Annotated in this window: 23 protein-coding genes; 12 read left to right on the top strand and 11 right to left on the bottom strand. The window is 67.8% G+C overall.

Features of this window, described 5'->3' with window-relative positions; genetic code table 11:
- Positions 1-10 precede the first annotated feature (10 nt).
- The 11 genes from WDZ97_RS11265 to WDZ97_RS11215 all read right to left on the bottom strand — a co-directional run bounded on the left by WDZ97_RS11265 (position 11) and on the right by WDZ97_RS11215 (position 13,013).
- On the bottom strand, positions 11-724 hold the full coding sequence (locus WDZ97_RS11265; protein WP_425762795.1) for a type II secretion system protein: 714 nt from the start codon (positions 722-724) through the stop codon (positions 11-13).
- Positions 721-1,620 carry a hypothetical protein gene (locus WDZ97_RS11260; RefSeq protein ID WP_425762794.1) on the bottom strand — a complete coding sequence of 300 codons (900 nt, stop codon included), beginning with the start codon at positions 1,618-1,620 and terminating at the stop codon, positions 721-723. The genes WDZ97_RS11265 and WDZ97_RS11260 overlap by 4 nt, the downstream gene beginning before the upstream one ends.
- Positions 1,617-2,021 carry a hypothetical protein gene (locus tag WDZ97_RS11255; protein ID WP_419542083.1) on the bottom strand — a complete coding sequence of 135 codons (405 nt, stop codon included), beginning with the start codon at positions 2,019-2,021 and terminating at the stop codon, positions 1,617-1,619. Before WDZ97_RS11255 ends, WDZ97_RS11260 begins: the two co-directional genes overlap by 4 nt.
- Positions 2,018-2,620 carry a hypothetical protein gene (locus WDZ97_RS11250; protein ID WP_425762793.1) on the bottom strand — a complete coding sequence of 201 codons (603 nt, stop codon included), beginning with the start codon at positions 2,618-2,620 and terminating at the stop codon, positions 2,018-2,020. Before WDZ97_RS11250 ends, WDZ97_RS11255 begins: the two co-directional genes overlap by 4 nt.
- Positions 2,617-4,140, bottom strand: coding sequence for a hypothetical protein (locus tag WDZ97_RS11245; protein ID WP_425762792.1), 1,524 nt, complete (start codon positions 4,138-4,140; stop codon positions 2,617-2,619). The genes WDZ97_RS11250 and WDZ97_RS11245 overlap by 4 nt, the downstream gene beginning before the upstream one ends.
- On the bottom strand, positions 4,140-5,342 hold the full coding sequence (locus WDZ97_RS11240; RefSeq protein ID WP_020163556.1) for a type II secretion system F family protein: 1,203 nt from the start codon (positions 5,340-5,342) through the stop codon (positions 4,140-4,142). Before WDZ97_RS11240 ends, WDZ97_RS11245 begins: the two co-directional genes overlap by 1 nt.
- Positions 5,343-5,346: 4 nt before the next feature.
- Positions 5,347-7,083 (bottom strand): GspE/PulE family protein, encoded by a 1,737-nt coding sequence (locus tag WDZ97_RS11235; protein WP_304003941.1) that lies wholly within the window; start codon positions 7,081-7,083, stop codon positions 5,347-5,349.
- Positions 7,084-7,087: 4 nt separating this feature from the next.
- Positions 7,088-8,326 carry a tetratricopeptide repeat protein gene (locus tag WDZ97_RS11230; protein ID WP_425762791.1) on the bottom strand — a complete coding sequence of 413 codons (1,239 nt, stop codon included), beginning with the start codon at positions 8,324-8,326 and terminating at the stop codon, positions 7,088-7,090.
- Entirely contained in the window at positions 8,323-10,101 is a 1,779-nt protein-coding gene (locus tag WDZ97_RS11225; protein WP_425762790.1) for a type II secretion system protein GspD, read from the bottom strand. Before WDZ97_RS11225 ends, WDZ97_RS11230 begins: the two co-directional genes overlap by 4 nt.
- Before the next feature lie 109 nt (positions 10,102-10,210).
- Positions 10,211-11,587: an AAA family ATPase gene (locus tag WDZ97_RS11220; protein ID WP_425762789.1), complete on the bottom strand. Its 1,377-nt coding sequence runs from the start codon at positions 11,585-11,587 to the stop codon at positions 10,211-10,213.
- 1 nt (position 11,588) lies between these two features.
- Positions 11,589-13,013, bottom strand: coding sequence for a sigma-54-dependent transcriptional regulator (locus WDZ97_RS11215; RefSeq protein WP_425762788.1), 1,425 nt, complete (start codon positions 13,011-13,013; stop codon positions 11,589-11,591).
- A 108-nt stretch (positions 13,014-13,121) separates the two neighbouring features.
- On the opposite strand from WDZ97_RS11215, the gene WDZ97_RS11210 reads away from it, so the two are divergent.
- From WDZ97_RS11210 to hisD, 12 genes are all read left to right on the top strand, one after another.
- Positions 13,122-13,943 carry an ABC transporter ATP-binding protein gene (locus tag WDZ97_RS11210; RefSeq protein ID WP_019919474.1) on the top strand — a complete coding sequence of 274 codons (822 nt, stop codon included), beginning with the start codon at positions 13,122-13,124 and terminating at the stop codon, positions 13,941-13,943.
- Positions 13,940-14,728 (top strand): lipid asymmetry maintenance ABC transporter permease subunit MlaE, encoded by a 789-nt coding sequence (mlaE, locus tag WDZ97_RS11205; RefSeq protein ID WP_019919473.1) that lies wholly within the window; start codon positions 13,940-13,942, stop codon positions 14,726-14,728. The genes WDZ97_RS11210 and mlaE overlap by 4 nt, the downstream gene beginning before the upstream one ends.
- Positions 14,725-15,201, top strand: a complete 477-nt coding sequence (gene mlaD / locus WDZ97_RS11200; protein WP_020163562.1) for an outer membrane lipid asymmetry maintenance protein MlaD — start codon at positions 14,725-14,727, stop codon at positions 15,199-15,201. The genes mlaE and mlaD overlap by 4 nt, the downstream gene beginning before the upstream one ends.
- A 32-nt stretch (positions 15,202-15,233) precedes the next feature.
- Complete coding sequence (locus tag WDZ97_RS11195; protein ID WP_425762787.1) at positions 15,234-16,115, top strand: MlaA family lipoprotein; 882 nt, start codon at positions 15,234-15,236, stop codon at positions 16,113-16,115.
- A gap of 85 nt (positions 16,116-16,200) precedes the next feature.
- On the top strand, positions 16,201-16,845 hold the full coding sequence (locus tag WDZ97_RS11190; protein WP_425762786.1) for an MlaC/ttg2D family ABC transporter substrate-binding protein: 645 nt from the start codon (positions 16,201-16,203) through the stop codon (positions 16,843-16,845).
- Positions 16,842-17,141 carry an STAS domain-containing protein gene (locus tag WDZ97_RS11185; protein WP_425762785.1) on the top strand — a complete coding sequence of 100 codons (300 nt, stop codon included), beginning with the start codon at positions 16,842-16,844 and terminating at the stop codon, positions 17,139-17,141. Before WDZ97_RS11190 ends, WDZ97_RS11185 begins: the two co-directional genes overlap by 4 nt.
- Positions 17,142-17,189: 48 nt before the next feature.
- A complete protein-coding gene (locus tag WDZ97_RS11180) occupies positions 17,190-18,104 on the top strand; it encodes an ABC transporter ATP-binding protein (RefSeq protein WP_425762784.1) in 915 nt (304 codons plus the stop codon).
- Positions 18,104-18,862 carry an ABC transporter permease gene (locus WDZ97_RS11175; RefSeq protein ID WP_304003960.1) on the top strand — a complete coding sequence of 253 codons (759 nt, stop codon included), beginning with the start codon at positions 18,104-18,106 and terminating at the stop codon, positions 18,860-18,862. Before WDZ97_RS11180 ends, WDZ97_RS11175 begins: the two co-directional genes overlap by 1 nt.
- Positions 18,863-18,864: 2 nt before the next feature.
- The gene (locus tag WDZ97_RS11170; RefSeq protein ID WP_425762783.1) at positions 18,865-19,098 is read left to right on the top strand and encodes a BolA family protein; all 234 of its coding nucleotides are present in this window, start codon (positions 18,865-18,867) and stop codon (positions 19,096-19,098) included.
- A 7-nt stretch (positions 19,099-19,105) separates the two neighbouring features.
- The gene (gene murA, locus WDZ97_RS11165; RefSeq protein ID WP_425762782.1) at positions 19,106-20,368 is read left to right on the top strand and encodes a UDP-N-acetylglucosamine 1-carboxyvinyltransferase; all 1,263 of its coding nucleotides are present in this window, start codon (positions 19,106-19,108) and stop codon (positions 20,366-20,368) included.
- A gap of 27 nt (positions 20,369-20,395) precedes the next feature.
- Positions 20,396-21,040 carry an ATP phosphoribosyltransferase gene (gene hisG / locus WDZ97_RS11160; protein ID WP_019919464.1) on the top strand — a complete coding sequence of 215 codons (645 nt, stop codon included), beginning with the start codon at positions 20,396-20,398 and terminating at the stop codon, positions 21,038-21,040.
- Positions 21,037-22,344, top strand: coding sequence for a histidinol dehydrogenase (gene hisD, locus WDZ97_RS11155; RefSeq protein WP_425762781.1), 1,308 nt, complete (start codon positions 21,037-21,039; stop codon positions 22,342-22,344). The genes hisG and hisD overlap by 4 nt, the downstream gene beginning before the upstream one ends.
- The last annotated feature ends 75 nt before the right edge of the window (positions 22,345-22,419 follow it).

Here is a 22,419-nt window from a genome sequence, read left to right as displayed (position 1 = left end):
GAAAGGCGGGTCACGGCAGCTGCCCGGAATTGATCATGCGGCCGAACAGCACAAAGCGCGATTCCCACAGCACCAGATCGTCGAACTCGCCGCCGACCGCGTCCGCGCTGCTGCTGCCCTCCCGCGCATACAGCGTCTGTTCGGCGTTATTTGCGGGTTGGGAGCTGTTCACGTCTTCGTCCATGTTGCTCGTCGAATCGTCGGCGATCAGTGTGCCGACTACCGTCGTCGCGCCGCGGCCGTTCTCGCCATGCGACCACAGCGCGTAGGCGACCGCCGTCTGGGTGACGATGTCGGACGGCGTGCCGGCGGCATCGCGCGCGATGATCTTTATGCTGCCGACGTCGCTGAGCGCGATGCGCCCGGCCGGGCTTTTTACCATTCCGGACGATACGACGTAGCCGAGCCGGTTGCCCCAGCCGTCGAGTCCGCGTACCCCCAGCGTCGTCCACGGCAGCAGGCCGCGCCGACTGGCGCAATTGCCGCCCGCGCGGCTCTGTTCGGTGCCGTCGGTGGCCGACACGGCGGGGCAGGGCAGCGAGCGATTGGCGACGGCGTAGGCGGTGACCGCCTCGCGCGCCTCGCGCAGCGCGTCCTGCGTTTCGGCGATGCGCGCGCGCAGCATGGCCATCTGCAGCGTACCGATCGCGCCGACGCTGAGCAGCGCGATGATGGTCAGCGCCACCGCGATCTCGACCAGCGTGAATCCGCGCGCCGTCTTCATGTTCCGCCGCACGGGCTGGCGCACGCCGGGAAGACGCCGAGCGCGCGCGACACGCTGCCGCCGTCGGCCAGCGTGATGCGTCCACCGGTGGCGGTGACGCAGATCTGGGTGCACCACAGGTTCTGCGTCCACCAGGGGTAGGGCGGCGTGCCGCCTGCGAGCTGGATGTCGCCGAGCACGCGCGCGCCGGCGGTGGCGAACAGGCGCGGCGTGTCCATGCCGAGCACGCTGTCGTTGAAGCCGTCGCCGGCGAGCCGCGTCACCGCATTCAGTCCGCTGCTGTGTGGGTAAGGCGTGCCGCCGACCTCGACGTCCTCCAGGAACTGCGCGAGGTCGCCACTGCGGCAGCCGGACAGACCGCTGACCGCACCGCGCTGCTGGCCGGGCAACGGCAGTCCAGGTGCGAAGATGACCGCCGCCAGCCGGCGACCGGTGGCGCCTTCTGCGTTCACTTCGACGATTTCACCCGGTGTGGCCGGATTCAGTGCGGGCTTGTCCGCCGATGTGCCGCGTTCGCTGGTCTGGATGTTGTTGCTGTAGCGCGGACTGCGGGCGTACCAGAGGCATTCCCCGGCGCCGTCGAGCAGCGGACCCAGGCCCAGCGTGCGCCAGGGCAAGCGACCGATGTGCGCGCTGCAGTTCAGATCCGATACGCCGTCGTTGTCTAGATCGGGGCAGGGCAGCGCGCCCGGCGAATTGTCGTGGCTGCCGGCTGCATTGCCGAGCGCGCCGTAGGCGACCAGCGCTTCGCGTGCCCGTGCCAGCGCGCGCTCGGTGGCCAGCGCCGCTTCGGCGCCCGGCGGCGATGAAAGGGCGCGTGCCAGCGTGGCCATCGCCAGCAGGCCGAGCAGACCGACCGCGATCAGCAATGCGCTGCCGTGCTGACGACGCTTCATCGGGTGCGCCCCGGGCGGATGTCGATGGCGGCACCCGATGGCGTGGCTTCGCCGGCTTCGTCCACCGCCGCCTGCTCGCCCGGACGCAGACGCAGCGGGCGGCCGTCGGCGCCCTTCAGTTGCAGGGTGGCGCCGACGGTACGGGCCGGCAGCGCCGACAGCGTTTCGCCATCGGCCGGCGCCCCATTCACGAACCAGGTCGGCGGGCCGGACGAACGGGTGACGACGCCGTCGTGGCGCACCGTGCCAACCTGACGCGGTGCGGTGTTGTCGACCGGCTGACCGCGACGGGCGTCCAGCCGGGCCCGTTCCTCGTCGCTGAAGAAAAGCCTGCCCAGCGGCTGCGCCACAGCGGCGCCGCAGAGCGCGACGAGCAGCAGAGCAAGTACGTGCCGCTTCACGAGCCGGCTCCCTGGCGTGGCCGGAAGGTGATCCAGTCGAGCAGGCAATCGGCCACCAGCTGTTCCGCGTCACTGGCGACACCGGCGCGCGTGACGCTGCATTCACGCACGCGAACGACGGCCGACGCGTTGAATGCGAGGTCGTCGAGCAGGGCGATCAGCTGACCTTCGTGCAGCAGCGGCATGCGGATGCGCAGCGTGCTGCCGGCGGCTTCGAGCTGATCGGCATCCGCCGGCGCGATTAGCGGATCGAGCGGACGCTGCGGCGAGAACTCGTAATCGACAGCACCGAGGTGGTGTCGTGCGCGCGCGTCGCGGATCAGTTCCACCCAGGCCAGTCGCTGCTCCGTACCGACCGCACCACGCTCGACCAGATGGCGGAAGCGGTCGATCTTGGCGGCGATTTCCGCTTCTTCGGCGCGCGCGCCGGCGAGCGCGCGCTGCGCCTCGGTGCGCGCGGCAAGGGCGCGCTCGTGTGCCTGACGCACGTCGCCGGCGAGCCGGGTGCTGGCCCACACTGCTGCCGCGCCGGCCAAGGCCATCGCCAGCGCCAGCAGCGCACTGGCGCCCGCCCTGCGCAGATCGTTCAGTCGCATCATGGTGCCAGCACCCTGCTGATGCGCAGCGAGAACGGTGGCGCATTGCCGGCGTCGGTCCGTTCGGTGCGGGTGCCGCCCCGCAATACCTGGCCGGATTCGAGATCGAAGGGCTGGCGCAGCACCTGGACGTCCAGTCCGGGGCGCACGCGTAACTGGCCGGCCAGCGCGTCGACCACCTCCAGTGCGCGCCGCTGCTGCACACCGAATTCCTCCGGCAGATGGGCGTGCACGATCAGTTCGGCGCGCATCGGCGGCAGCGCAGCGGTGTTCCCGTTCGCCGTGTCGGCGGCGAGCCGCCATTCGAGCTTGTCCAGCGTCACCTGCGGCAGCTGTTCGAGTACCGCCCCCAGCTCACGCATCAGGCCGTCCGGCATCGCGCTGCGCTGTTCGATCTGCAGGCTGCGCTCATGTACGACGCGCAGGGTGTCCAGCGGTACCGGCGTTGGCGGCAGCCGGCGGATGATGTCGGCGCGCGCACGCTGCGCGCGCTGCGCGTCGTCGTTCAGGCGCAGCGTGTCCTGTCGCATCTCGAAGCTGTCGAGTGCGCTGTGTGCCGAGAACAGTAGACAGGCCGCCAGTGCCACGCTGCCGGCGGCGCGCAGCGCAAAGCGGGTAAGCCAGAGGCGGTGGAAGCGACGTTCGGTCGACGGCGCGAACTGTTCCGCGGGGGGGCTGCGCATCAGCGCCTGCACGAACAGCGTTTCGCTGTTCATGTCCTGCGGCGGCGGGCGCAGGCCCAGGCGGGCAGCCGCCTGTTCGCTGTCTATCAGTTCGAACTGCAGCGTGTCGTTCGACCGGCAGGCGAGCGCGAAGTCGTCCATGTTTGCCGGCGGAACCAGCACGCGCACGGTCAGTGGCGTGTTGCGGGCGATCAGGCGCTGGCCGAGCAGATAGGGATGCAGCCGTCGCGCCTCTTCGGCGCAGGCGCGCGGCAGGTCGTTGCTGGACAGCGCGCTCAGCGGCGTGAGGCGGGAGAAGCGCAGCCGGCCGCCCTCGAAGAAGCTCTGCCGCACGCCGGCCGGGCTGATGCCCAGCAGCAGGGTCTGGCCTTCGGTCAGGCGCAGCCGTTCGAGTATCGGTTCACTGACCAGCGGTACGCTGTGGATGCCGCTCAGTGCCGCTTCCGCACCGCGCAGCGCGGCCAGCCAGGGCTCCAGGTGAGCCGGGCGGGTGAGCGCGCAGAACAGCATCTGCTCGTCGCGGCGACCGACGCGCAGCCGGCCGAGCGAATGCGCGCAGGTGAAGGGGGTGCCGAAGAAATGCTGCGCCAGCTTGCGACGCAGCAGCGACACACGGTCGGCGCCGCGGACGAAGGGCACGCTCTCGGCGACGAAGGCCTCGTCCACCAGATCGCACAGCAGCAGGAAAAGACTGTCGCGGCGCTGGCGCAGGAACTCGGCGAACTGCGCATGGCCTTCGGCGTCGTTGGCGAAGCGCCCGCGCAGCGTCACCTCGCCGGCCCGCCATCCCCAGGCGACCAGTTGCGTGGCGTCGAGATAGAGCACGTGGCGGCGCGGCATCAGATCTTCAGCCGGGTCAGCATGTCGTACACCGGTCCCAGCACCGAGAAGGCGACGCCCATCAGCAGCAGGCCGAGCACCAGCGTCAGTGTGGGTTCCATCGCCGCCTGCGCGCGGGCGATCGACTCGCGCACATCGCGCGTGTAGAAGTAGGACACCTCGCGCAGCGCGCGGTCGAGTGCGCCGGTGCTTTCGCCGACGCGCAGCATGCGCACCACGAGTGGCGGAAACAGGCCCACGCTCTGGAAGGCGGCGGTGACGTTCTGGCCCTGGCCGATCAGCATGCCGGCGCGCCGCAGCGAATCGCGCACCGCCTCGTTGCCGACCACGTCCTCCGAAGTGCGCACGGCGTCGATAATGGGGATGCCGGCGCCGTACATCATCGCGAACATGCTGGCGAAGCGCGACAGCACCACCTTGTGCAGGATGGGGCCGACCACCGGCAGATTGAGCTTGATCCAGTCCACCCGCTGGCGCAGCGCCGGGTTGAGGCGCAGCAGGGCCGCGCCGCCGACGACCGCCAGCACGACGAGCAGAATGAGCGCCGGCCACCAGGCCTGCAGGAATTCCGACGTACCCATCAGGATGCGCGTCTGCAGTGGCAGCTCGAGCCCGGTGTTGCGGAAGAAGCGCGCCAGATCGGGCACCACCACCAGCATCAGCACGCCGATCACGAACAGCAGGAAGGTGCCGACGATGGCCGGGTAGGTGAGCAGACGGCGGGTCTGCGACACCAACTCGTCCTCCCACTTGAACGCTTCGACTTGTTCGCGCAGCACTTCCGGCAGGTTGCCGGTCAGTTCGCCGGCGCGCACCAGCGCACAGAACACCTTGCTGAAGGCGCCTGGATGCTCGGCCATGGCCTGAGACAGCGAGCGCCCGCCCTCGATGCTCTCGACCAGCGAGGCGACGATTTCGCGCATCCGTGGGTGTTCGGTCGAGTCGCGCAGGTCGGTCAGTGCTTCGATCAGCGGCACGCCGGAGCGCACCAGCTGTTCGAGGTGGAAGCTGAAGTTGATCAGTTCGATGCGCGGCAGGCTGTGGCCGAACAGCGGCTGCGCGTGCTTCATCGGCTGGCCGTTCACGAAGTCGAGCTGCATGCGCTTCAGGCGCATTTCCAGATCGACCAGATTGGCGGCGTCCATGCGGCCGAACACCATGCGGCCCTGCGCGTTCATCGCCTTGTACGAGAAGATGGCCACTGCGCTACCTCGCGTACCAGTCCGGCCCGCCCTGGCTCATGCGCTCGGTCAGGTCGACCACGCGCGCCAGCTCTTCCAGCGAGGTCGAGCCGTCGAGCACGCGCCGCAGGCCGTCCTCGGCCAGCGTACGGAAACCCTTGGCACGTGCCGCGTTGCGCAGTTCGCGCGAGGTGGCGCGGCGGGCGACCAGCTCGTCCAGATCGGAATCCATGCGCAGCAGTTCCATCACCGCCAGCCGGCCACGGTAGCCGGTGAATTCGCAGGCCGGGCAGCCGACGGCGTCGTGGATGTCCGGCGGATTGCCGTCGCGTACGCCGAGCAGATGCACTTCGTGCGGTTCGGCCGTGCGCGCACGGCGGCAATAGACGCACAGCCGGCGCAGCAGGCGTTGCGCGATCACGCCAATGATGTTGCCGGCCATGATGTCCGGCAGGATGCCGATGTCGAGCAGGCGCGGAATGGCACCCAGCGCCGAATTGGTGTGCAGCGTCGAATACACCTGGTGGCCGGTCATCGCAGCGCGGAAGGCCATGTCGGCGGTTTCGGCGTCGCGGATCTCGCCGACCAGGATGATGTCCGGGTCCTGCCGCATCATCGAGCGCACGCCGTTGGCGAAGTCCAGTTTCACCGACTCGGCGACCGAGGTCTGGCGGATCAGCGCCATCGGGTACTCGACCGGATCCTCCAGCGTCATGATGTTCACGCCTTCGGAATTGATGTGGTTCAGCACCGAGTAGAGCGTGGTGGTCTTGCCGCTGCCGGTCGGGCCGGTGGCGAGGATGATGCCCTCCGGTCGCGCGATCATCAGTTTCAGCTGGTCGAGCTGCGACTCGGCCAGACCGAGGCCGTCGAGCGGCACGATGCCGCGCGCGCGGTCGAGGATGCGCAGCACGATGTTCTCGCCGTGCAGCGTCGGTTGCGACGACACGCGGAAGTCCACCGGCCGGCCGCTGATGGTGAGCGAGATGCGACCGTCCTGGGGCGCGCGCATTTCAGCGATGTTCATGCCCGCCATGACCTTGATGCGCACCGCCATCGCCGGCCAGTAGGAGCGGTGCAGCGCACGGATCTGCCGCAGCAGGCCGTCGATGCGGTAACGGATGCGCAGGAAGCCTGCTTCCGGCTCGAAGTGGATGTCCGACGCTTCGCGCTTGACCGCATCGGTCAGCAGCGCGTCGATCAGACGCACCACCGGCTGGCTGTATTCGTCGGCCGACGCGGCCAGCGCACGGTAGTCGACCTCGCCGGTTTCCAGTTCGGTCAGGATGCCTTCGATCGACAGTTCGTGACCGTAGGCCTGGTCGATCGCGTGCGCCAGCTCGGTTTCGCCGGCCAGCACGGTGTCGAGGTCCATGCCCTCGGGCAGCAGCGCGCGCAGCTGGTCGAGGGCGACGATGTCGTTCACGTCGGACACCGCAACCGTCAGCCGGCGGGCGCTCGGCGCGTAGTTCAGCGGCAACAGCAGGTGGCGCTTGGCCAGCGCCTGCGGTACCAGGCGCAATGCGTCGGCATCGACCAGCGCGTGCGTCAGGTCGACCGTGCGCTTGCCCAGCGTGACGCCGAGCGCGTCGCGCAGCGTGGCTTCGCTGACGAAACCGAGCTGCACCAGCAGCCGGCCCATCGGAATGTTCTGCCGTTGCTGTTCCTGCAGCGCGATGCGCAGCTGGTCCTCGGACACCAGTCCTTGCGCCAGCAGCATCTGGCCAAGCGGCTGACGTTGCGGTTTGACCGGGGCATTCATCGCGTCAGCGTGCCTCCAGCGACAGGATGCGCGCCGCCACCGTCTCGGGATCGAAGGCGGCGGCCTGCTGTGCGCGCAGCGACATCGCTTCGCGGTAGTACTGCAGTGCGAGGCGCGGCTGGCGCAGCTGGTCGAGGCTGACTGCGAGGTTGTAGGCGTGGTCGGGCTGCCCGGGCGCCAGCGTGTAAGCGTTGAAATAGGCCTGCTGCGCCTCGCGCCAGCGCGCCTGCGACGCATACAGCGAACCGAGCGCGAAGGCGGCGGCGGCCGATTTTGGCTGGGCGGCCGCGATGTCGAGCAGGCGCGCTTCCTGGACCGCCGGATCGACGTTGTCGCTCAGCGCGACGCGAGCGGCGGTGTCCGACGGATCGACTTCGGCGATGCGCCGCATCAGCTGGCGCACGCCGGCTTCGTCACGCCGGTGCTGGGCCAGCGCGGCCAGGCCGTGCAGCGCGTCGGGGTTGCGCGGATCGGCGCGCAGCGCACGCTCGTAGGCGACGCGGGCGCGTTCGTACTCACCGGCCTGGAAGGCGGCGTAGCCGTCCGCGACGTCCTGTGGCACGGCGGGGGCGTTGCGGGTGATGCGGATCGGCGCGGCGGCTGGCGTGGGCGGGGGGGGCTCGACCGCCGGCGGGTTCGTCGTCAGCTGACCGGACAGGAAACGGGATGAATCCGGCACCGCCGACGCGGTGAGCGCGGGTAGGGGAGGCGCGGGCCGGCCGGGGGCGGTCGGCTCGGCAGCCGGTGCGATAGCGGCCGGGGTAGCCACGGCCACCGGAGACTGTTCGACCGGAGGCTTGACGGCTTCGGCCATGGGCGTGTTCGCCGGGGCTGCGACCGGTGTCGCCGCGGGTATCGAAGGCGCGGACCGGCCGCTGTCCAGCGACGACAACTGCCAGGCGACCCAGCCGCCGACGCACAGCAACAGCAGCGCGCCGCCGCCGAGCAGCCAGGCCAGGGGGGACGGGCGCGAAGTCGGCTTCTTCGCGTCGAACAGCAGGCGCGCCGCCTCGCTGCCCGGGCTGGCGGGCGGCGGAGCGGACGGGGTGGGTTCCGGCACGTCGAGCCCGGCGAAGCGGGCGGCCTGAGCGATTTCGTCGTCGATCAGTTCGAGTTCGTGCGCCGGGGTGATGCGCGGGGCGACGGGCGCGGGCGGCGGCTCGGCGGCGGGCGTGTCGCCGCCTTCGTCGTCGCGACGCTTGGCTGCCTCGGCCTTCTTAAGTGCCTCCAGCAGCAGGCTCACGGTGCCGGCTCCGTGGTCGGCCCTTTCGGCGGCTGCAGCGTCGGCGGCGGAAAGGACGGCGTCAGGAAGTCACGACCCGGCAGCGCGCTGCTCAGCGGCGCATAGTCGCCGTCCAGGCTGGCGTCGACGATGACCACCGGGCGGATCAGCACCACCAGTTCGGTCTTGCGCGAGGTTTCGTTGCGCGCCGACAGCAGCGGTCCAAGTATCGGCAGCACCGATACACCCGGAATGCTGTCGCGACGGAAATTGATCTCGTCCTGCATCAGCCCGCCGAGCACGGCGGTTTCGCCGCTGGCTACGCGCATCACCGATTCGAGTTCGCGCGTCTGGATGACCGGCACCAGATTGGGGGTGCTGAGATCCGGTGTCGGATCCTGCGCGTCGCCCACCTTGCGCGAGATCGTCGGTCGCACATTGAGCAGCACGAAGCCATCGGCGCTGATCTGTGGCGTCACCGCCATCACCAGACCGACCGACACCGAGCGCGGCGTCGCGGTGAAGCTGCGTACCGCCTGCGTGTTGGTGTTGGCGACGACGTCCGACTTGATCTCGAAGTAGACGATGTTGTTGACCACCTTGAGCAGCGCGGTCTGGTTGTTCAGCACCGACAGTTTCGGGCTGGACAGCACCTTCACGTCGCCATAAGCCTCGAGCAGTTTGATGCTGTCCGACAGTTCGCGGTTGCGCCCGAGTCCGATCGCGAAGGGCTGATTGGTGGTGAAGTCAGTCGAGGTGGTGTTCAGCGACAGCGTGGCGCCACCGCGCTTGCCGCCGCCGGCGAAGGCGGTCCAGTCTATGCCCTGCTGGTAGTTGTCGGTCAGCTGCACCTCGGCGATGGTTGCTTCGATCAGCACCTGACGGCGCGCGATGCGGGTCACCTGGGTGATGAACTCCTGCACCTTCTCGTGCTGGCGTGAGGTGGCGCGCACATTGATGACGCCGGTCTCGGGATTCAGGATGACGGCCGCCGCTTCGCGAAAGGTGGTCCGCCGCTCGGGCGGCGTCGCCGTGCCCTCGGCGCCGGCCACCGGAGCCACGACCGCGTCGCTGCTCTCGGCTGGCAGGAGCTTGTCGGTCTCGCGCAGCAGGTCGCGGATGTTGCGTTCCAGCGATTCCCAGAAGCGGTTCCGGGCGACGTTCTCGATGCGCGTGCTCGAACTGTTGCCGGCTGCCGTCGCCGCGCTGCCGGCCGCGCTGCCGCCGGTTGCGCCGCCGACCGCAGCCGACGTGGTCGAGGCGATCTGCGTGTTGATCGACACCGCGCCGGTCACGTCGCGCGACATGTTCACGTAGTCGACGCGGTAGCTACGCAGGAAGGGTGCGTCCGGCATCACCACCAGGTTCTGGCCATCCAGCTCGAAGCGCATGTCGACCTGGTGGGCGATGCGTGCCAGCAGTTGCGGCAGCGTCTGGTCGATCGCGTTCAGCGTGACCGCGCCCTCGATGCCCGGGTGGATGTCGACGTTGACCCGCGCGTCGCGCGCCAGCGCGAACAGCAGTTCTCGCACCGGTACCTGATTCACCACCACGCTGTAGGTTTCGGTCTTGTGCCGCGGTTGCGGCTGCGGTGGCGCGAGCGGCCGGGTGACCGGCGGCGGGATTTCGTCGGCCGGTCGCGCCGTGGGCTTGTCGGCCAGCACGTGGGCGGTTGACGCAGGTTGTGGCGTGTGCACGGCGCAGCCGGCCAGCAGCGCCATCAGGGCGCCGAGCAGAGCGGTGCGGCAGGGTCGGGAGGGCCGTCCGGCCCGGGTGTCGGCAGGTGCAGCACGCATCGATGCGGTCATGGTCGCGGTGGCGGACGGGGTTCGGAAAAGGATGGTACGCGCAATCATTGGCGGATCAAGATGATGCGCGGGCCATCGTACACGATAAATTCCATCGTCATTGTCCGTCGGCGCGCAGGCTGCGCAGCTGGCGGACGACGGGCCGCGTGCCGCGTATCCATTCGGGCATCGCCTCGACCGCCTGCTGCGCGCTGCGCAGATCGGCGAAGTCGCCGTAGATCACCGCGAGCTGCGTGTCGCCCGCGGTGTCCGTGCGGTAGGCGCGCAGCTGCTGCGCATCGAGCGCGCGGCCGGCGCGACGCACGTAGTCGAGCACGTGGTCGGCGCGACTGGCGGGCACCGACATCAGCTGCACGAACCAGCGCTCGCCCGGCGCCGTCGTGGACCAGGCGCGGCTCGCCGCCAGCAGCGCCTCCAGCGGATCGGCAGGGATCGGTGCGGGGGGCGTGACCGGCTCTTCGGCGCTCGCGGGCGGTTCGGCCGGGGCCGATGCCGCCGCCGGTCGCTGCGTTGCGACCACCTCGGCGCGGGCGGCCACTGCGTCGGCGAGCGGCGGCTCGGCCACCCGGTCGCTGCGGCCGAGCAGGTAGCCGGCGCCGAGCAGCACGATTGCGCCCAGCAGCAGCAGCGCGTTGCGTGCTGCCTTGCGGGGCGGCGGCAGGTCGGCACGCGTCTGCGTGTCGGCGGCCGCGCGCTGCGCATCGGCCAGCGTCACCGCGTGTGCGTTGCGGGCGAACGCGGCCAGCAAGGACTTGTCGGCCAGCACGTTGATGCGCCGGGTGAGGCCGCCGGAGTCGCGCGCGATGCGTGCTGTCGCCGCCCGCTCGAACACCGCCGGGCCGCGATAGCCGGCGGCGCGCATGCGGAAATCTATATAGGTCGCGACGTCGTCCGGTGCCAGCGGGTCGAGCCGGAAGTGCTGCGTGATGCGGTCCTTCAGCTGGCGCATGTCCGGCCGGTCGAGCAGGGCGTCGAGTTCCGGCTGGCCGAACAGCGCGATCTTGATCAGCTTGTGGCGCTCGGATTCGAGATTGGACAGCAGGCGGATCTGTTCCAGCGTATCGGCCGGCATCGCATGCGCTTCGTCGATCAGCAGCACGATCTGCCGACCCGCCGCGAACTCGGCGACCAGCGCCTGCTGCACTGCGCGCAGCAGGCGGTGAGCGCTGTCGTCAGCGGTGTCGGCGCAGCCCAGCTCGTCGGCCAGCACGGCCAGCAGCTCGCCGCGGTTCATCAGCGGATCGGCCAGATAGATCGCGCGCAGGTGCGGCGGCAGTCTGCCAATCAGCACGCGCGCGAGCATGGTCTTGCCGGTGCCGACTTCGCCGCTCACCTTGACCAGACCCTCTTCGCGGCCGAGCGCGTAGACCAGCGCGTCGAGCAGCGCGCTGCGGTTGGCGCCGCCGAAGAAGAAGTCGGCGTGCGGGGTGATCAGGAAGGGCGCTTCGCGCAGGCCGAAGTGATCGAGATACATGTCAGTCCTGGGCGCCGGCGTCGCCGTCCGGCGCTTCCATCCGGTGGTACAGCGTGGTGCGCGCGATGCCGAGCAGGCGCGCCGCAGCGCTGACGTTGCCGCGCGCCAGGCGCATGGCTGCATCTATATAGGCGGATTCCCACTCGCGCAGCTTGGCGTCGAGGCGGAAGCCGCCGGCGCGCAGTTCGGCAGTGGCGATGTCTATCAGGTCGCCGTCCTCGTCCGCAGCCGCGCCGCTGCGTATGGTCGGGTCGAACTCGGCGAGCAGGGCCTCGCGACCGACTTCCTGACCCGGATACTTCGTGGCGAGACGGATGACGATGTTGCGCAGTTCGCGCACATTGCCGGGAAAACCGTAGTCCAGCCAGGCGGTGCGCGCCGCGGCATTGAGCGTGAAGGGCGGGCGGGCGAGCTGGGCGCAGAACTGGCTCCGGAAATGATCGAGCAGGCGCAGGCGGTCGTCGCCCATGTCGCGCAGCGGCGGCAGCGAAATGGTGAATACGCTGAGCCGGTGGTAAAGATCCGAGCGGAAGCGGCCGGCGCGCACTTCAGCGCCGAGGTCGCGGTTGGTAGCGGCGATGATGCGCGCGTTCGAGCGCCGCAACTGGGTTTCGCCGACGCGCTGGAATTCGCCGTTCTCCAGCACGCGCAGCAACTTGGCCTGCAGGTCCAGCGGCAGTTCGCCAATCTCGTCGAGGAACAGCGTGCCGGCGGCGGCTTCCTCGAAATAGCCGGCGCGCGCCGACTGCGCGCCGGTGAAGGCGCCGCGGGCATGACCGAACAGCGTGGGCTCGACCAGGCTGGGCGAGATCGCGGCGCAGTTCAGCGCCAGGAAGGGGCGGTCGCTGCCGCCGACGGCGTGCAGGCGGTTGGCCACGATGTCCTTGCCGGTGCCCGACTCGCCCTCGATCAGCACCGGGTAGGGCAGACGCGCGTACTGTTCGATCTGCGCGCGCAGGCGTTCCATCTGTGCGCTGATGCCGATCAGGGCCGGCAGCGCAGGCGAGTCTTCCTCGTGGCAGGTCCGGGCGAGCTGTCGCAGCAGCGCATTGAGCGCCTGCGGCTGCGCCGGTTTGGCGACGAATTCGGTGGCGCCGAGTGCGCGAGCGTGGCGCGCGACATTCTCCTCGCCCTGGCCCGACAGCACGACGATGCGCGTGTCCGGCGAATGCGCCAGCAGGTCGGCGATCAGCGCGTAGCCTTCATCGGGACGATGCGGGTTGGGCGGCAGGCCGAGATCGATCAGCGCCAGCGCAGGCGGACTCGCCTGCTCGCGCAGCCAATTGATGGCGGCGTTGCGCGATGCGTGGCTGACCACGTCGAAATCCGCTTCGAGCAGGAAAGACAGCGAGTCGGCAATCAGCGGATCGTCGTCGACGATGAGCAGTCCGGGGTGGCTCGCAGGGGATCGGGCTGAATTCGGCATGTGTGCCGGTCATCATAGCGCAGCGCGCAGCGGTGGATTCCGCCCGGCGGAGGCGCCCGGCGCGTCTGCTACAATCCGCGACCTTTACCACAAGACCGTTCCGCGCTCGTGTCCGCTTCCCCTCCGGCCGAAGACATTCTGGTCGACCTGTCGAGTGTCGACTTCGCGTACGACAAGCGGCCCATCCTGACCGGCATCAATCTGCGCATTCCGCGCGGCAAGCTCGTCGCCATCATGGGTGGCAGCGGCTGCGGCAAGACGACGCTGCTGCGCCTGATCGGCGGTCAGCTGAAGCCGACCGCCGGCCGCATACAGGTGGCCGAGCACGATCTGGCCAAGCTGTCTCGGCGCGACATGTACGCGCTGCGGCGGCGCATGGGCATGCTGTTCCAGTTCGGCGCGCTGTTCACCGATCTGACCGTTTTCGACAACGTCGCTTTCCCGCTGCGCGAGCACACCGACCTGCCGGAAGACATGATCCGCGATCTGGTGCTGATGAAGCTGCACGCGGTCGGTCTGCGCGGCGCGCACAAGCTGATGCCGAACGAGCTGTCTGGCGGCATGTCGCGCCGGGTGGCGCTGGCGCGCGCGGTGGCGCTCGATCCGATGCTCATCATGTACGACGAGCCTTTCGCCGGCCTCGATCCGATCTCGCTGGCGGTGGTTGGTCAGCTCATCCGCAAGCTCAACGACGCGCTCGGCGCCAGTTCCATCATGGTGACGCACGACGTGCACGAATCGCTGGAAATCGTCGATTACATCTACTTCCTGTCGGGCGGCAAGGTGGTCGCGCAGGGCACGCCGGACGAGATCCGCGCCTCGACCGACCCCTTCGTGAAGCAGTTCGTCAATGCCGAAACCGACGGGCCGCTGCCCTTCCACTATCCGACCGACGACTACCGCAAGGCCCTGATGGAGGTCCGTTCATGATCGCGCGCGTGTTCCGCGCCATGGGCGCCCGCACCGTCGATGGCATCTGGCGGTTGGGTTTCGCCACCCGCTTCTTCTTCGCCATCCTGCTGCGCTCGGGCACTTCGTTCGCACGCTTCCAGCTGACGATACGCGAGGTGTTCTCGACCGGCGTGCTGTCGCTCATCATCATTCTGGTGTCCGGCTTCTTCGTCGGCCTGGTGCTCGGCCTGCAGGGCTACGAAACGCTGCAGCGCTACGGTTCCAGTGAGGCGCTGGGCATCCTGGTCGCACTGTCGCTGGTACGCGAACTGGGTCCGGTGGTCGCCGGCCTGCTGTTCGCCAGTCGCGCCGGCTCGGCGCTGACCGCTGAAATCGGCCTGATGAAGACGACCGAACAGCTGAAGGCGATGGACATGATGGCGGTCGACCCGATCGCCCGCGTCGTCGCGCCGCGCTTCTGGGGTGGCGTCATTTCGATGCCGCTGCTGGCCGCCCTGTTCTCGACCATGGGCGTGTTCGGCGCCTGGTTCATCGGCGTCGTGTTCATCGGCGTCGATGACGGCGCTTTCTGGTCGCAGATGCAGGCGTCGGTCGATTTCCGCTACGACATCGTGAATGGCGTCATCAAGAGCGTCGTTTTCGGCTTCGCGGTCGCGCTGATCGCGGTTTTCGAAGGTTATGACTCGGCGCCCACCGCCGAGGGCGTGTCGCGGGCGATCACCCGTACCGTCGTCAATTCGGCGCTGGCGATTCTGGCGCTGGACTTTGTGCTGACCTCCTTCATGTTCAGGGGCAATGGATGAACCGTACCGTTCTCGACCTGTGGGTCGGTGTTTTTGTCGCTGTCGGCGTGGCCGCAGTGTTGTTTCTGGCACTAAAGGTCGGCAACCTTGCGTCCGCTAACATCGGGGAGACATACAGGCTGCAAGCCAACTTTGATAACATCGGCGGCCTGAAACCGCGTGCGCCCGTCAAAAGTTCGGGTGTCGTGGTGGGCCGGGTGACGGAAATCACTTTTGACCCGAATCTGTATGTCGCCGTGGTGAAAATGGATGTCGACAAGCGCTACAGTTTCCCGCGCGACACGTTCGCAACCATTCTGACCTCGGGTCTGCTGGGTGAGCAGTACATTGGTTTCGAAGTCGGTGGCGACACCGAAATGCTTCAGGCCGGTGCCACCATCACCAAGACGCAGTCTGCAGTGGTGCTTGAAAAGCTGATCAGCCAGTTCATGTTCAACAAGGCTGCCGAGAGCCCGACCGCTCCCGAGCAGTGACGTACGGAATGCATAGCCGGGAAGCCCGACAGATGACCAAAACCAACAAGCAGTCGAATCTCAACATCCGCTCGGTGCTTGCCGCCACCGCTGCAGCCGCGCTGTTCACCGGCTGTGCGACCTCGGGCAACCCCAAGGATCCGATCGAAGGCTACAACCGCGCGATGTTCTCGTTCAACGAGACCGTCGACAAGGCGGTGATCAAGCCGGTCGCCCAGGGCTACGACTTCGTGGTGCCGGATCCGGTGCAGACCGGCGTCTCCAATTTCTTCGCCAACATCGCCGATCTGTGGACGGGCGTGAACAACCTCCTGCAGGGCAAGCCGGTCGATGCCCTGTCGGATGCCGGTCGTGTGCTGGTCAACTCGACCCTGGGCATTCTCGGCCTGTTCGACGTCGCGACGCCGATGGGCCTCGAAAAGCATGAGGAAGATTTCGGCCAGACGCTGGGCCGCTGGGGTGTCGGCGACGGCGCCTATGTGGTGCTGCCGATTCTCGGCCCGCGTACCGTGCGCGATACCGTCGGCCTTGCGGCAGACATCTATGTCGACCCGGTGCGTGACGCCGATGCTCATCGCGGCTACCGCAACACCGCCATCGCGCTGCGCGCCATCGACACCCGCGCCAACCTGCTGAAGGCAGAGGATGCGCTCGAAGCGGCGGCCATCGACAAGTACGCCTACGTGCGCGACGCCTATCTGCAACATCGCCGCAGTGCCATCCATGACGGCAACCCGCCGCGCGAAGCCGATGACTCGGCTTCGCTGCCGAGCGCGAACCTTCTGACGATGGAACCGCTCGAATCGACGTGGACGATGATGCTTGTCGGCGCGCCGGAGAAGTCGGACGTTGATGCAGTGAATGCGTCCGAGCCGGCCACCGAAGCGGTGGACACCGCAGCCGTCTCGTTCTGATCGGCAAGCCCGGCGCTAAGCCGGGCAGCGCGGTCACCACGGCCTGTCGCGTTCCGACAGGCCTCTTTCTTTTCCGGGAGCACATATGTTCAAGCGCGTTGTTCAATTACTGATGGTTGCCTTCGCCGCAAGTGCGGTCGCGCAGGCAAACGTGCTGAAGGCGCCCGACGTGCTGGTCAAGGAAGTGACCGAGGATGTCCTGACCACGCTGCGCACCGATCCGTCGATCAAGGCCGGCGATACGGCCAAGACGGCGGAACTGGTCGAAACGCGTGTGCTGCCGCATTTCAATTTCACGCGCATGACGGCGCTGGCGCTCGGCAAGGAGTGGCGCGCGACGACGCCCGAGCAGAAGAAGGTGCTGACCGAAGAGTTCCGCACCCTGCTGGTGCGCACCTATTCGAACGCCCTGACCAGCTACCGCAATCAGACCATCGATTACCGCCCGTTCAAGATGGGCGCTGCGGACACTGACGTGACGGTGCGCACCCAGATCAACCAGCCGGGCGGTCGCCCGATTCCCCTCGACTACGCGCTGGAGAAGAAGGAAGAGGGCTGGAAGGTGTACGACGTGATGGTGTCGGGCGTCAGTCTGGTGACCAACTACCGCGAGACTTTCGCCGCCGAGATCCGCGCGGGTGGCGTCGACGGCCTGGTGAAGACGCTGCGCGCCAAGAATGCATCGAACGCTCCGGCGCCGCTGCCGGCACCGGCAACGGCGACAAAATGATCGCGCTCGACAACGGCGTGCTGCGCGTCAGCGGCACGATGCGACTGCCCGAGGCGATGGCGCTGCGCGACGCCGGTCTGGCGCTGCTGTCGTCGGCCTCTTCCATCGACCTGTCGGCGGTTGAGGACGTCGATTCGTCGGCCATCGCCGTGCTGCTCGCGTGGGAACGTGCGAGTGGTGGCAGCGATGGCCCGCTGCCGGTCACCGGGGCACCGGCCGGACTGACCAGCCTGGCTCGCCTGTATGAGGTGTCGTCCTACTGCGGACTGGACGCCGACGACGCGACCGCTCGCTGATGTGTGCTTCTTCCGGCCTCCCGCGGGGGCCGGTACTGCAGTTCTTTCATGTCTGATTCCACCGCTGCCTTGCTGATCGAGGGCGTCTGCAAGCGATTCGGTTCGCTGCAGGCGCTTGACCGTGTTTCGCTCGAAGTGAAGCAGGGCGAGTTCTTCGGCCTGCTCGGGCCGAACGGTGCCGGCAAGACCACGCTGATTTCGGCCATGGCCGGCCTGTGCCGTGCCGATTCTGGCTCGATCCGCGTGCTCGGGCACGATACGGTGACCGACTACCGCGCGGCACGCGCCCGGCTGGGCGTCGTGCCGCAGGAATTGGTGTTCGATCCCTTCTTCACCGTGCGCGAAACGCTGCGCATCCAGTCCGGCTATTTCGGCTTGCGGCGCAACGACGACTGGATCGACGAAATCCTGCAGCGGCTCGATCTCGAGGCGAAGGCCGACGTGAACATGCGTCGCCTGTCCGGGGGCATGAAGCGACGCGTGCTGGTGGCGCAGGCGCTGGTGCACCGGCCACCGCTCATCGTGCTCGACGAGCCCACGGCCGGCGTCGACGTCGAACTGCGCCAGGGCCTGTGGGCCTTCGTGCGCGACCTGAACAGGCAGGGGCACACCATTGTGCTCACCACGCACTACCTCGAAGAGGCGGAGAGCCTGTGCGGCCGGATCGCCATGCTGAAACAGGGCCGCGTGGTGGCGCTGGAACGGACAGCCGACCTGCTGTCGCGCCGTGTGCAGCAGACGCTGCGCCTGCGTCTGGGCAGCGGCACCGCGTTGCCGGCCGAGTTTCGCGCCGTGGCGCGGGCCACGCCCGATGGCCGGGTCGCCATCGTGCTCGACAGCGCGGACGCTGTCGCTGCCTGTCTTGCACGCATGCACGCGGCTGGCGTCGCGCTCGACGACATCGAACTGGTGAAGCCCGATCTCGAGGACGTGTTCATTGCGATGATGCAGGAGGCCGCCTGATGAGCATGGCGCTGCGCACCCTGCTGTACAAGGAGCTGCTGCGGTTCTGGAAGGTGAGCTTCCAGACGGTGGGCGCGCCTGTGCTGACCGCGCTGCTCTATCTGCTGGTGTTTTCGCACGTGCTCGACCGCACGGTCGAAGTCTATGGCGGTGTCAGCTATACCGCTTTCCTGGTGCCCGGCCTGGTCATGATGAGCCTGCTGCAGAACGCCTTCGCCAACAGTTCGTCGTCGCTGATCCAGTCCAAGGTGACTGGAAACATCGTGTTCGTGCTGCTGCCGCCGATTTCCTACCGCGAATTCTTCGCCGCCTACGTGCTGGCTGCGGTGATACGGGGCCTGGTGGTGGGCGCGGGCGTGTGGCTGGTGACGCTGTGGTTCGTCGAGCTGCCTTATGCCCATCCGCTGTGGATACTGTTCTTTGCCACCGTGGGTGGAGCAATTCTTGCAAGTCTCGGCGTGATCGCGGGCATCTGGGCCGACAAGTTCGACCAGTTGGCCGCTTTCCAGAATTTCGTCGTGATGCCGCTCACCTTCCTGTCGGGTGTGTTCTACTCCATACACACGCTGCCCGACTTCTGGCAGGCGGTGTCGCACCTAAACCCTTTTTTCTACATGATCGACGGTTTCCGTTACGGCTTCTTCGGACAGTCGGACGTGTCCCCGTGGATCAGCGCCCTGGTCGCGGGCGGCAGTTTCGCGGTGCTCGCGGGCATCACGCTGAACATGCTGGCGCGCGGCTACAAACTGAGAAGTTGAACATGGTCACTCCCGAAAGCATCCAGGCTTCCATCACCGCCGGCATCGATTGCCAGCACTGTCAGGTCGCTGGTGACGGCCAGCATTTCGAGGCCATCATCGTGTCGTCGGCCTTCGAAGGCCTGCGCAGCGTGCGCCGCCACCAGCTGGTCTATGCCGCGCTGGGCGACCGCATGCGCGAGGAAATCCACGCGCTGTCGATGAAGACGCTGACGCCGGACGAGTGGAAGGCCTGATCGCCCGATGGACAAGCTGTTGATCGAAGGCGGCCATCGTCTGCACGGCGAGGCCGAAATGTCGGGCGCGAAGAACGCAGCGCTGCCCATCCTGTGCGCCGCGCTGCTGACGCGCGAGCCGCTCACGCTGACCCATGTGCCGCAGCTGAACGACATTGGCACCATGCTCAAGCTGCTGGCGCAGATGGGCGTGGCGGTGCAGCGCGACGGTTCGACCGTCACGCTGGATGCGTCCGGTCTGAACAATCCGGTGGCGCCCTATGAAATGGTGAAAACCATGCGCGCCTCCATCCTGGTGCTCGGCCCGCTGGTCGCCCGCTGTGGCGAGGCGCGCGTGTCGCTGCCCGGCGGCTGCGCCATCGGCGCGCGCCCGGTGGATCAGCACATCAAGGGTCTGCAGGCGATGGGCGCCGAAGTCGCCGTCGAGCACGGCTATGTCGTCGCGCGCACGGCGCGGCTCAAGGGAGCGCGCCTGTTCACCGACATGGTGACGGTCACCGGCACCGAGAACCTGATGATGGCCGGCGTGCTCGCCGACGGCGAGACGGTGATCGAGAACGCCGCGCGCGAGCCCGAAGTGGTCGATCTGGCCAACTGCCTGGTCGCGATGGGCGCGCGCATTTCCGGTGCCGGTACCGACGTGATCCGCATCCAGGGCGTCGAACGCCTGCATGGCGCGACCCACCGCATCATGCCGGACCGCATCGAAACCGGTACCTATCTGTGTGCCGCCGCCGCGGCCGGCGGCGAAATCCGCCTGACCGGCACATCGGCCGGCTATCTGGACGCAGTGATCGACAAGCTGATGGACGCCGGCTGCGACATCCGCACCGAGAAGTCGCCGTCCTTCGAAGCCATCGTGCTGAAGGCGCCGGACAAGCTGAAGGCGGTGTCCATCCGTACCGCGCCCTATCCGGCCTTCCCGACCGACATGCAGGCGCAGTTCATGGCGATCAATACGGTCGCTGACGGCACCGCCATCATCCGCGAGACGATTTTCGAGAACCGTTTCATGCACGCGGTCGAGCTGGCGCGTCTGGGTGCCGACATCCGCATCGACGGCAATACCGCGGTGGTGCAGGGCGTGGCACAGCTCGACGGCGCGACCGTGATGGCGACCGACCTGCGCGCCTCGGCCGGTCTCATCATCGCCGGTCTGGTGGCGCGCGGTGAAACGCTGATCGAACGCATCTATCATCTGGACCGCGGCTACGAGCGCATCGAGCAGAAGCTCAGCGCGCTCGGCGCCACCGTCCGCCGCGTGTCCTGACGACACGCCATCCATACGAGGCACACCGTGCAAGGCATCACCCTGGCGCTGTCCAAAGGGCGCATCTTCGAAGAAACGCTGCCGCTGCTGGCGGCGGCCGGCATCGTGCCGACCGACGATCCGGAGTCGTCGCGCAAGCTCATCATCGGTACCAACCGGCCTGACGTGCGCCTGGTCATCGTGCGTGCGTCCGACACGCCGACCTATGTGCAATACGGTGCGGCCGACCTCGGCATCGCCGGCAAGGACGTGCTGCTGGAGCATGGCGGCGCCGGCCTCTACCAGCCGATCGACCTGAACATCGCGCGTTGCCGCCTCAGCGTGGCGGTACCGGCCGGTTTCGATTACGAACAGGCGGTGCGCCGGGGCGCGCGGCTCAAGGTGGCGACCAAGTATGTGCACACCGCGCGCGAACATTTCGCCGCCAAGGGCGTCCACGTCGACCTGATCAAGCTGTACGGATCGATGGAACTGGCGCCGCTGGTGGGGCTCGCAGATGCCATCGTCGATCTGGTCAGCAGTGGAGGCACCTTGCGTGCGAACAATCTGGTCGAGGTCGAACACATCATGGACATCAGCTCGCGTCTGGTCATCAATCAGGCTGCGCTCAAGGTAAAGCACGATCTGCTTACACCCATCCTGGAGGCGATTCAGGGGGCGGTGCAGGCATGAGTGCGACGAAGATCAGCCGGCTCGATTCCGGCGCCCCCGATTTTCTCGGTCGGCTGGATACGCTGCTGGCCTTCGAAAGTTCGACCGACGACGCGATCGAGACGGCCGTCGCCGGCATCCTGCGCGACGTCCGTGTGCGTGGCGACGAGGCGGTCATCGAATACACACGCCGTTTCGACCGCATGGACTGTGCCGCCATGGTCGAACTCGAACTGCCGCGCAGTGAGCTTGACGCCGCCTATGCGGGACTGGGCGATACTCAGCGCGCCGCGCTGGCCGAAGCCGCCGACCGCGTGCGGCTCTATCACGAGCGCCAGAAGCAGGATTCCTGGGAATACGCCGAAGCCGACGGCACCCGCCTCGGCCAGAAAGTGACGCCGCTGGACCGCGTCGGCCTCTACGTGCCGGGCGGTCGTGCGTCCTATCCCAGTTCGGTGCTGATGAACGCAATTCCGGCCAAGGTCGCGGGCGTCAAGGAACTGATCATGGTGGTGCCGACGCCGGGCGGCGAGCGCAATCCGCTGGTCCTGGCCGCCGCAGCGATCACCGGCGTCGATCGCGTATTCACGATAGGCGGCGCGCAGGCGGTTGCCGCGCTCGCCTACGGCACGCAGACCATTCCGCAGGTGGACAAGATCGTCGGCCCGGGCAACGCCTATGTCGCCAGCGCCAAGCGGCGCGTGTTTGGCACGGTCGGCATCGACATGGTGGCCGGTCCGTCCGAGGTGCTCATCATTTCCGACGGCCACGGCAATCCGGACTGGGTGGCGATGGATCTGTTCGCCCAGGCCGAACACGACGAACTGGCGCAGTCCATCCTGCTGTGCACCGACGCCGCCTTCCTCGACCGCGTGCATGCATCGATCGACCGGCTGCTGGCTGAAATGCCGCGCTGCGACACCATCGCGACATCGCTCGCCAACCGTGGCGCGCTGATCAAGGTGCGCGATCTGGCCGAGGCCTGCGACCTCGCCAACCGCATCGCGCCCGAACACCTGGAAATCTGCACCGAAGATCCGCGCGCGTTGGTCGACAGCATCCGTCACGCTGGCGCGATGTTCCTCGGCCACTACTCGGTCGAGGCGCTGGGCGACTACTGCGCCGGCCCGAACCACGTCCTGCCGACCATGCGCAGCGCGCGCTTCTCCAGCCCGCTGGGCGTGTACGACTTCCAGAAGCGCACCTCCATTCTCGACATTTCGGCCGAAGGCGCGCAGAAGCTGGGCCGTATCGCGTCGGTGCTGGCGCACGGTGAGGGCCTGCAGGCCCACGCCCGCTCGGCGGAAATGCGGCTGAAGGACTGACTTCCACGCGGCCACGACCCGGCGTACAGTGGCGCCCGGGTCGTGCGCCCGACCTGACCGGTCATGCGCACGTCG

The sequence above is a fragment of the Methyloversatilis sp. MC4-4 genome (genome assembly GCF_049843555.1).
GTDB lineage: Bacteria > Pseudomonadota > Gammaproteobacteria > Burkholderiales > Rhodocyclaceae > Methyloversatilis > Methyloversatilis discipulorum_B.
Note: the sequence above shows the minus strand (reverse complement) of the source record. Positions and strands in the feature narration are given on the sequence as shown.

Coding starts and splice junctions, on each gene's coding strand:
- WDZ97_RS11265 (WP_425762795.1), bottom strand. CDS start 724: ATGAAGACGGCGCGCGGATTCACGCTGGTCGAGATCGCGGTGGCGCTG.
- WDZ97_RS11260 (WP_425762794.1), bottom strand. CDS start 1,620: ATGAAGCGTCGTCAGCACGGCAGCGCATTGCTGATCGCGGTCGGTCTG.
- WDZ97_RS11250 (WP_425762793.1), bottom strand. CDS start 2,620: ATGATGCGACTGAACGATCTGCGCAGGGCGGGCGCCAGTGCGCTGCTG.
- WDZ97_RS11245 (WP_425762792.1), bottom strand. CDS start 4,140: ATGCCGCGCCGCCACGTGCTCTATCTCGACGCCACGCAACTGGTCGCC.
- WDZ97_RS11235 (WP_304003941.1), bottom strand. CDS start 7,083: ATGAATGCCCCGGTCAAACCGCAACGTCAGCCGCTTGGCCAGATGCTG.
- WDZ97_RS11225 (WP_425762790.1), bottom strand. CDS start 10,101: ATGCGTGCTGCACCTGCCGACACCCGGGCCGGACGGCCCTCCCGACCC.
- WDZ97_RS11220 (WP_425762789.1), bottom strand. CDS start 11,587: ATGTATCTCGATCACTTCGGCCTGCGCGAAGCGCCCTTCCTGATCACC.
- WDZ97_RS11215 (WP_425762788.1), bottom strand. CDS start 13,013: ATGCCGAATTCAGCCCGATCCCCTGCGAGCCACCCCGGACTGCTCATC.
- mlaE (WP_019919473.1), top strand. CDS start 13,940: ATGATCGCGCGCGTGTTCCGCGCCATGGGCGCCCGCACCGTCGATGGC.
- mlaD (WP_020163562.1), top strand. CDS start 14,725: ATGAACCGTACCGTTCTCGACCTGTGGGTCGGTGTTTTTGTCGCTGTC.
- WDZ97_RS11195 (WP_425762787.1), top strand. CDS start 15,234: ATGACCAAAACCAACAAGCAGTCGAATCTCAACATCCGCTCGGTGCTT.
- WDZ97_RS11190 (WP_425762786.1), top strand. CDS start 16,201: ATGTTCAAGCGCGTTGTTCAATTACTGATGGTTGCCTTCGCCGCAAGT.
- WDZ97_RS11185 (WP_425762785.1), top strand. CDS start 16,842: ATGATCGCGCTCGACAACGGCGTGCTGCGCGTCAGCGGCACGATGCGA.
- WDZ97_RS11180 (WP_425762784.1), top strand. CDS start 17,190: ATGTCTGATTCCACCGCTGCCTTGCTGATCGAGGGCGTCTGCAAGCGA.
- WDZ97_RS11175 (WP_304003960.1), top strand. CDS start 18,104: ATGAGCATGGCGCTGCGCACCCTGCTGTACAAGGAGCTGCTGCGGTTC.
- WDZ97_RS11170 (WP_425762783.1), top strand. CDS start 18,865: ATGGTCACTCCCGAAAGCATCCAGGCTTCCATCACCGCCGGCATCGAT.
- murA (WP_425762782.1), top strand. CDS start 19,106: ATGGACAAGCTGTTGATCGAAGGCGGCCATCGTCTGCACGGCGAGGCC.
- hisD (WP_425762781.1), top strand. CDS start 21,037: ATGAGTGCGACGAAGATCAGCCGGCTCGATTCCGGCGCCCCCGATTTT.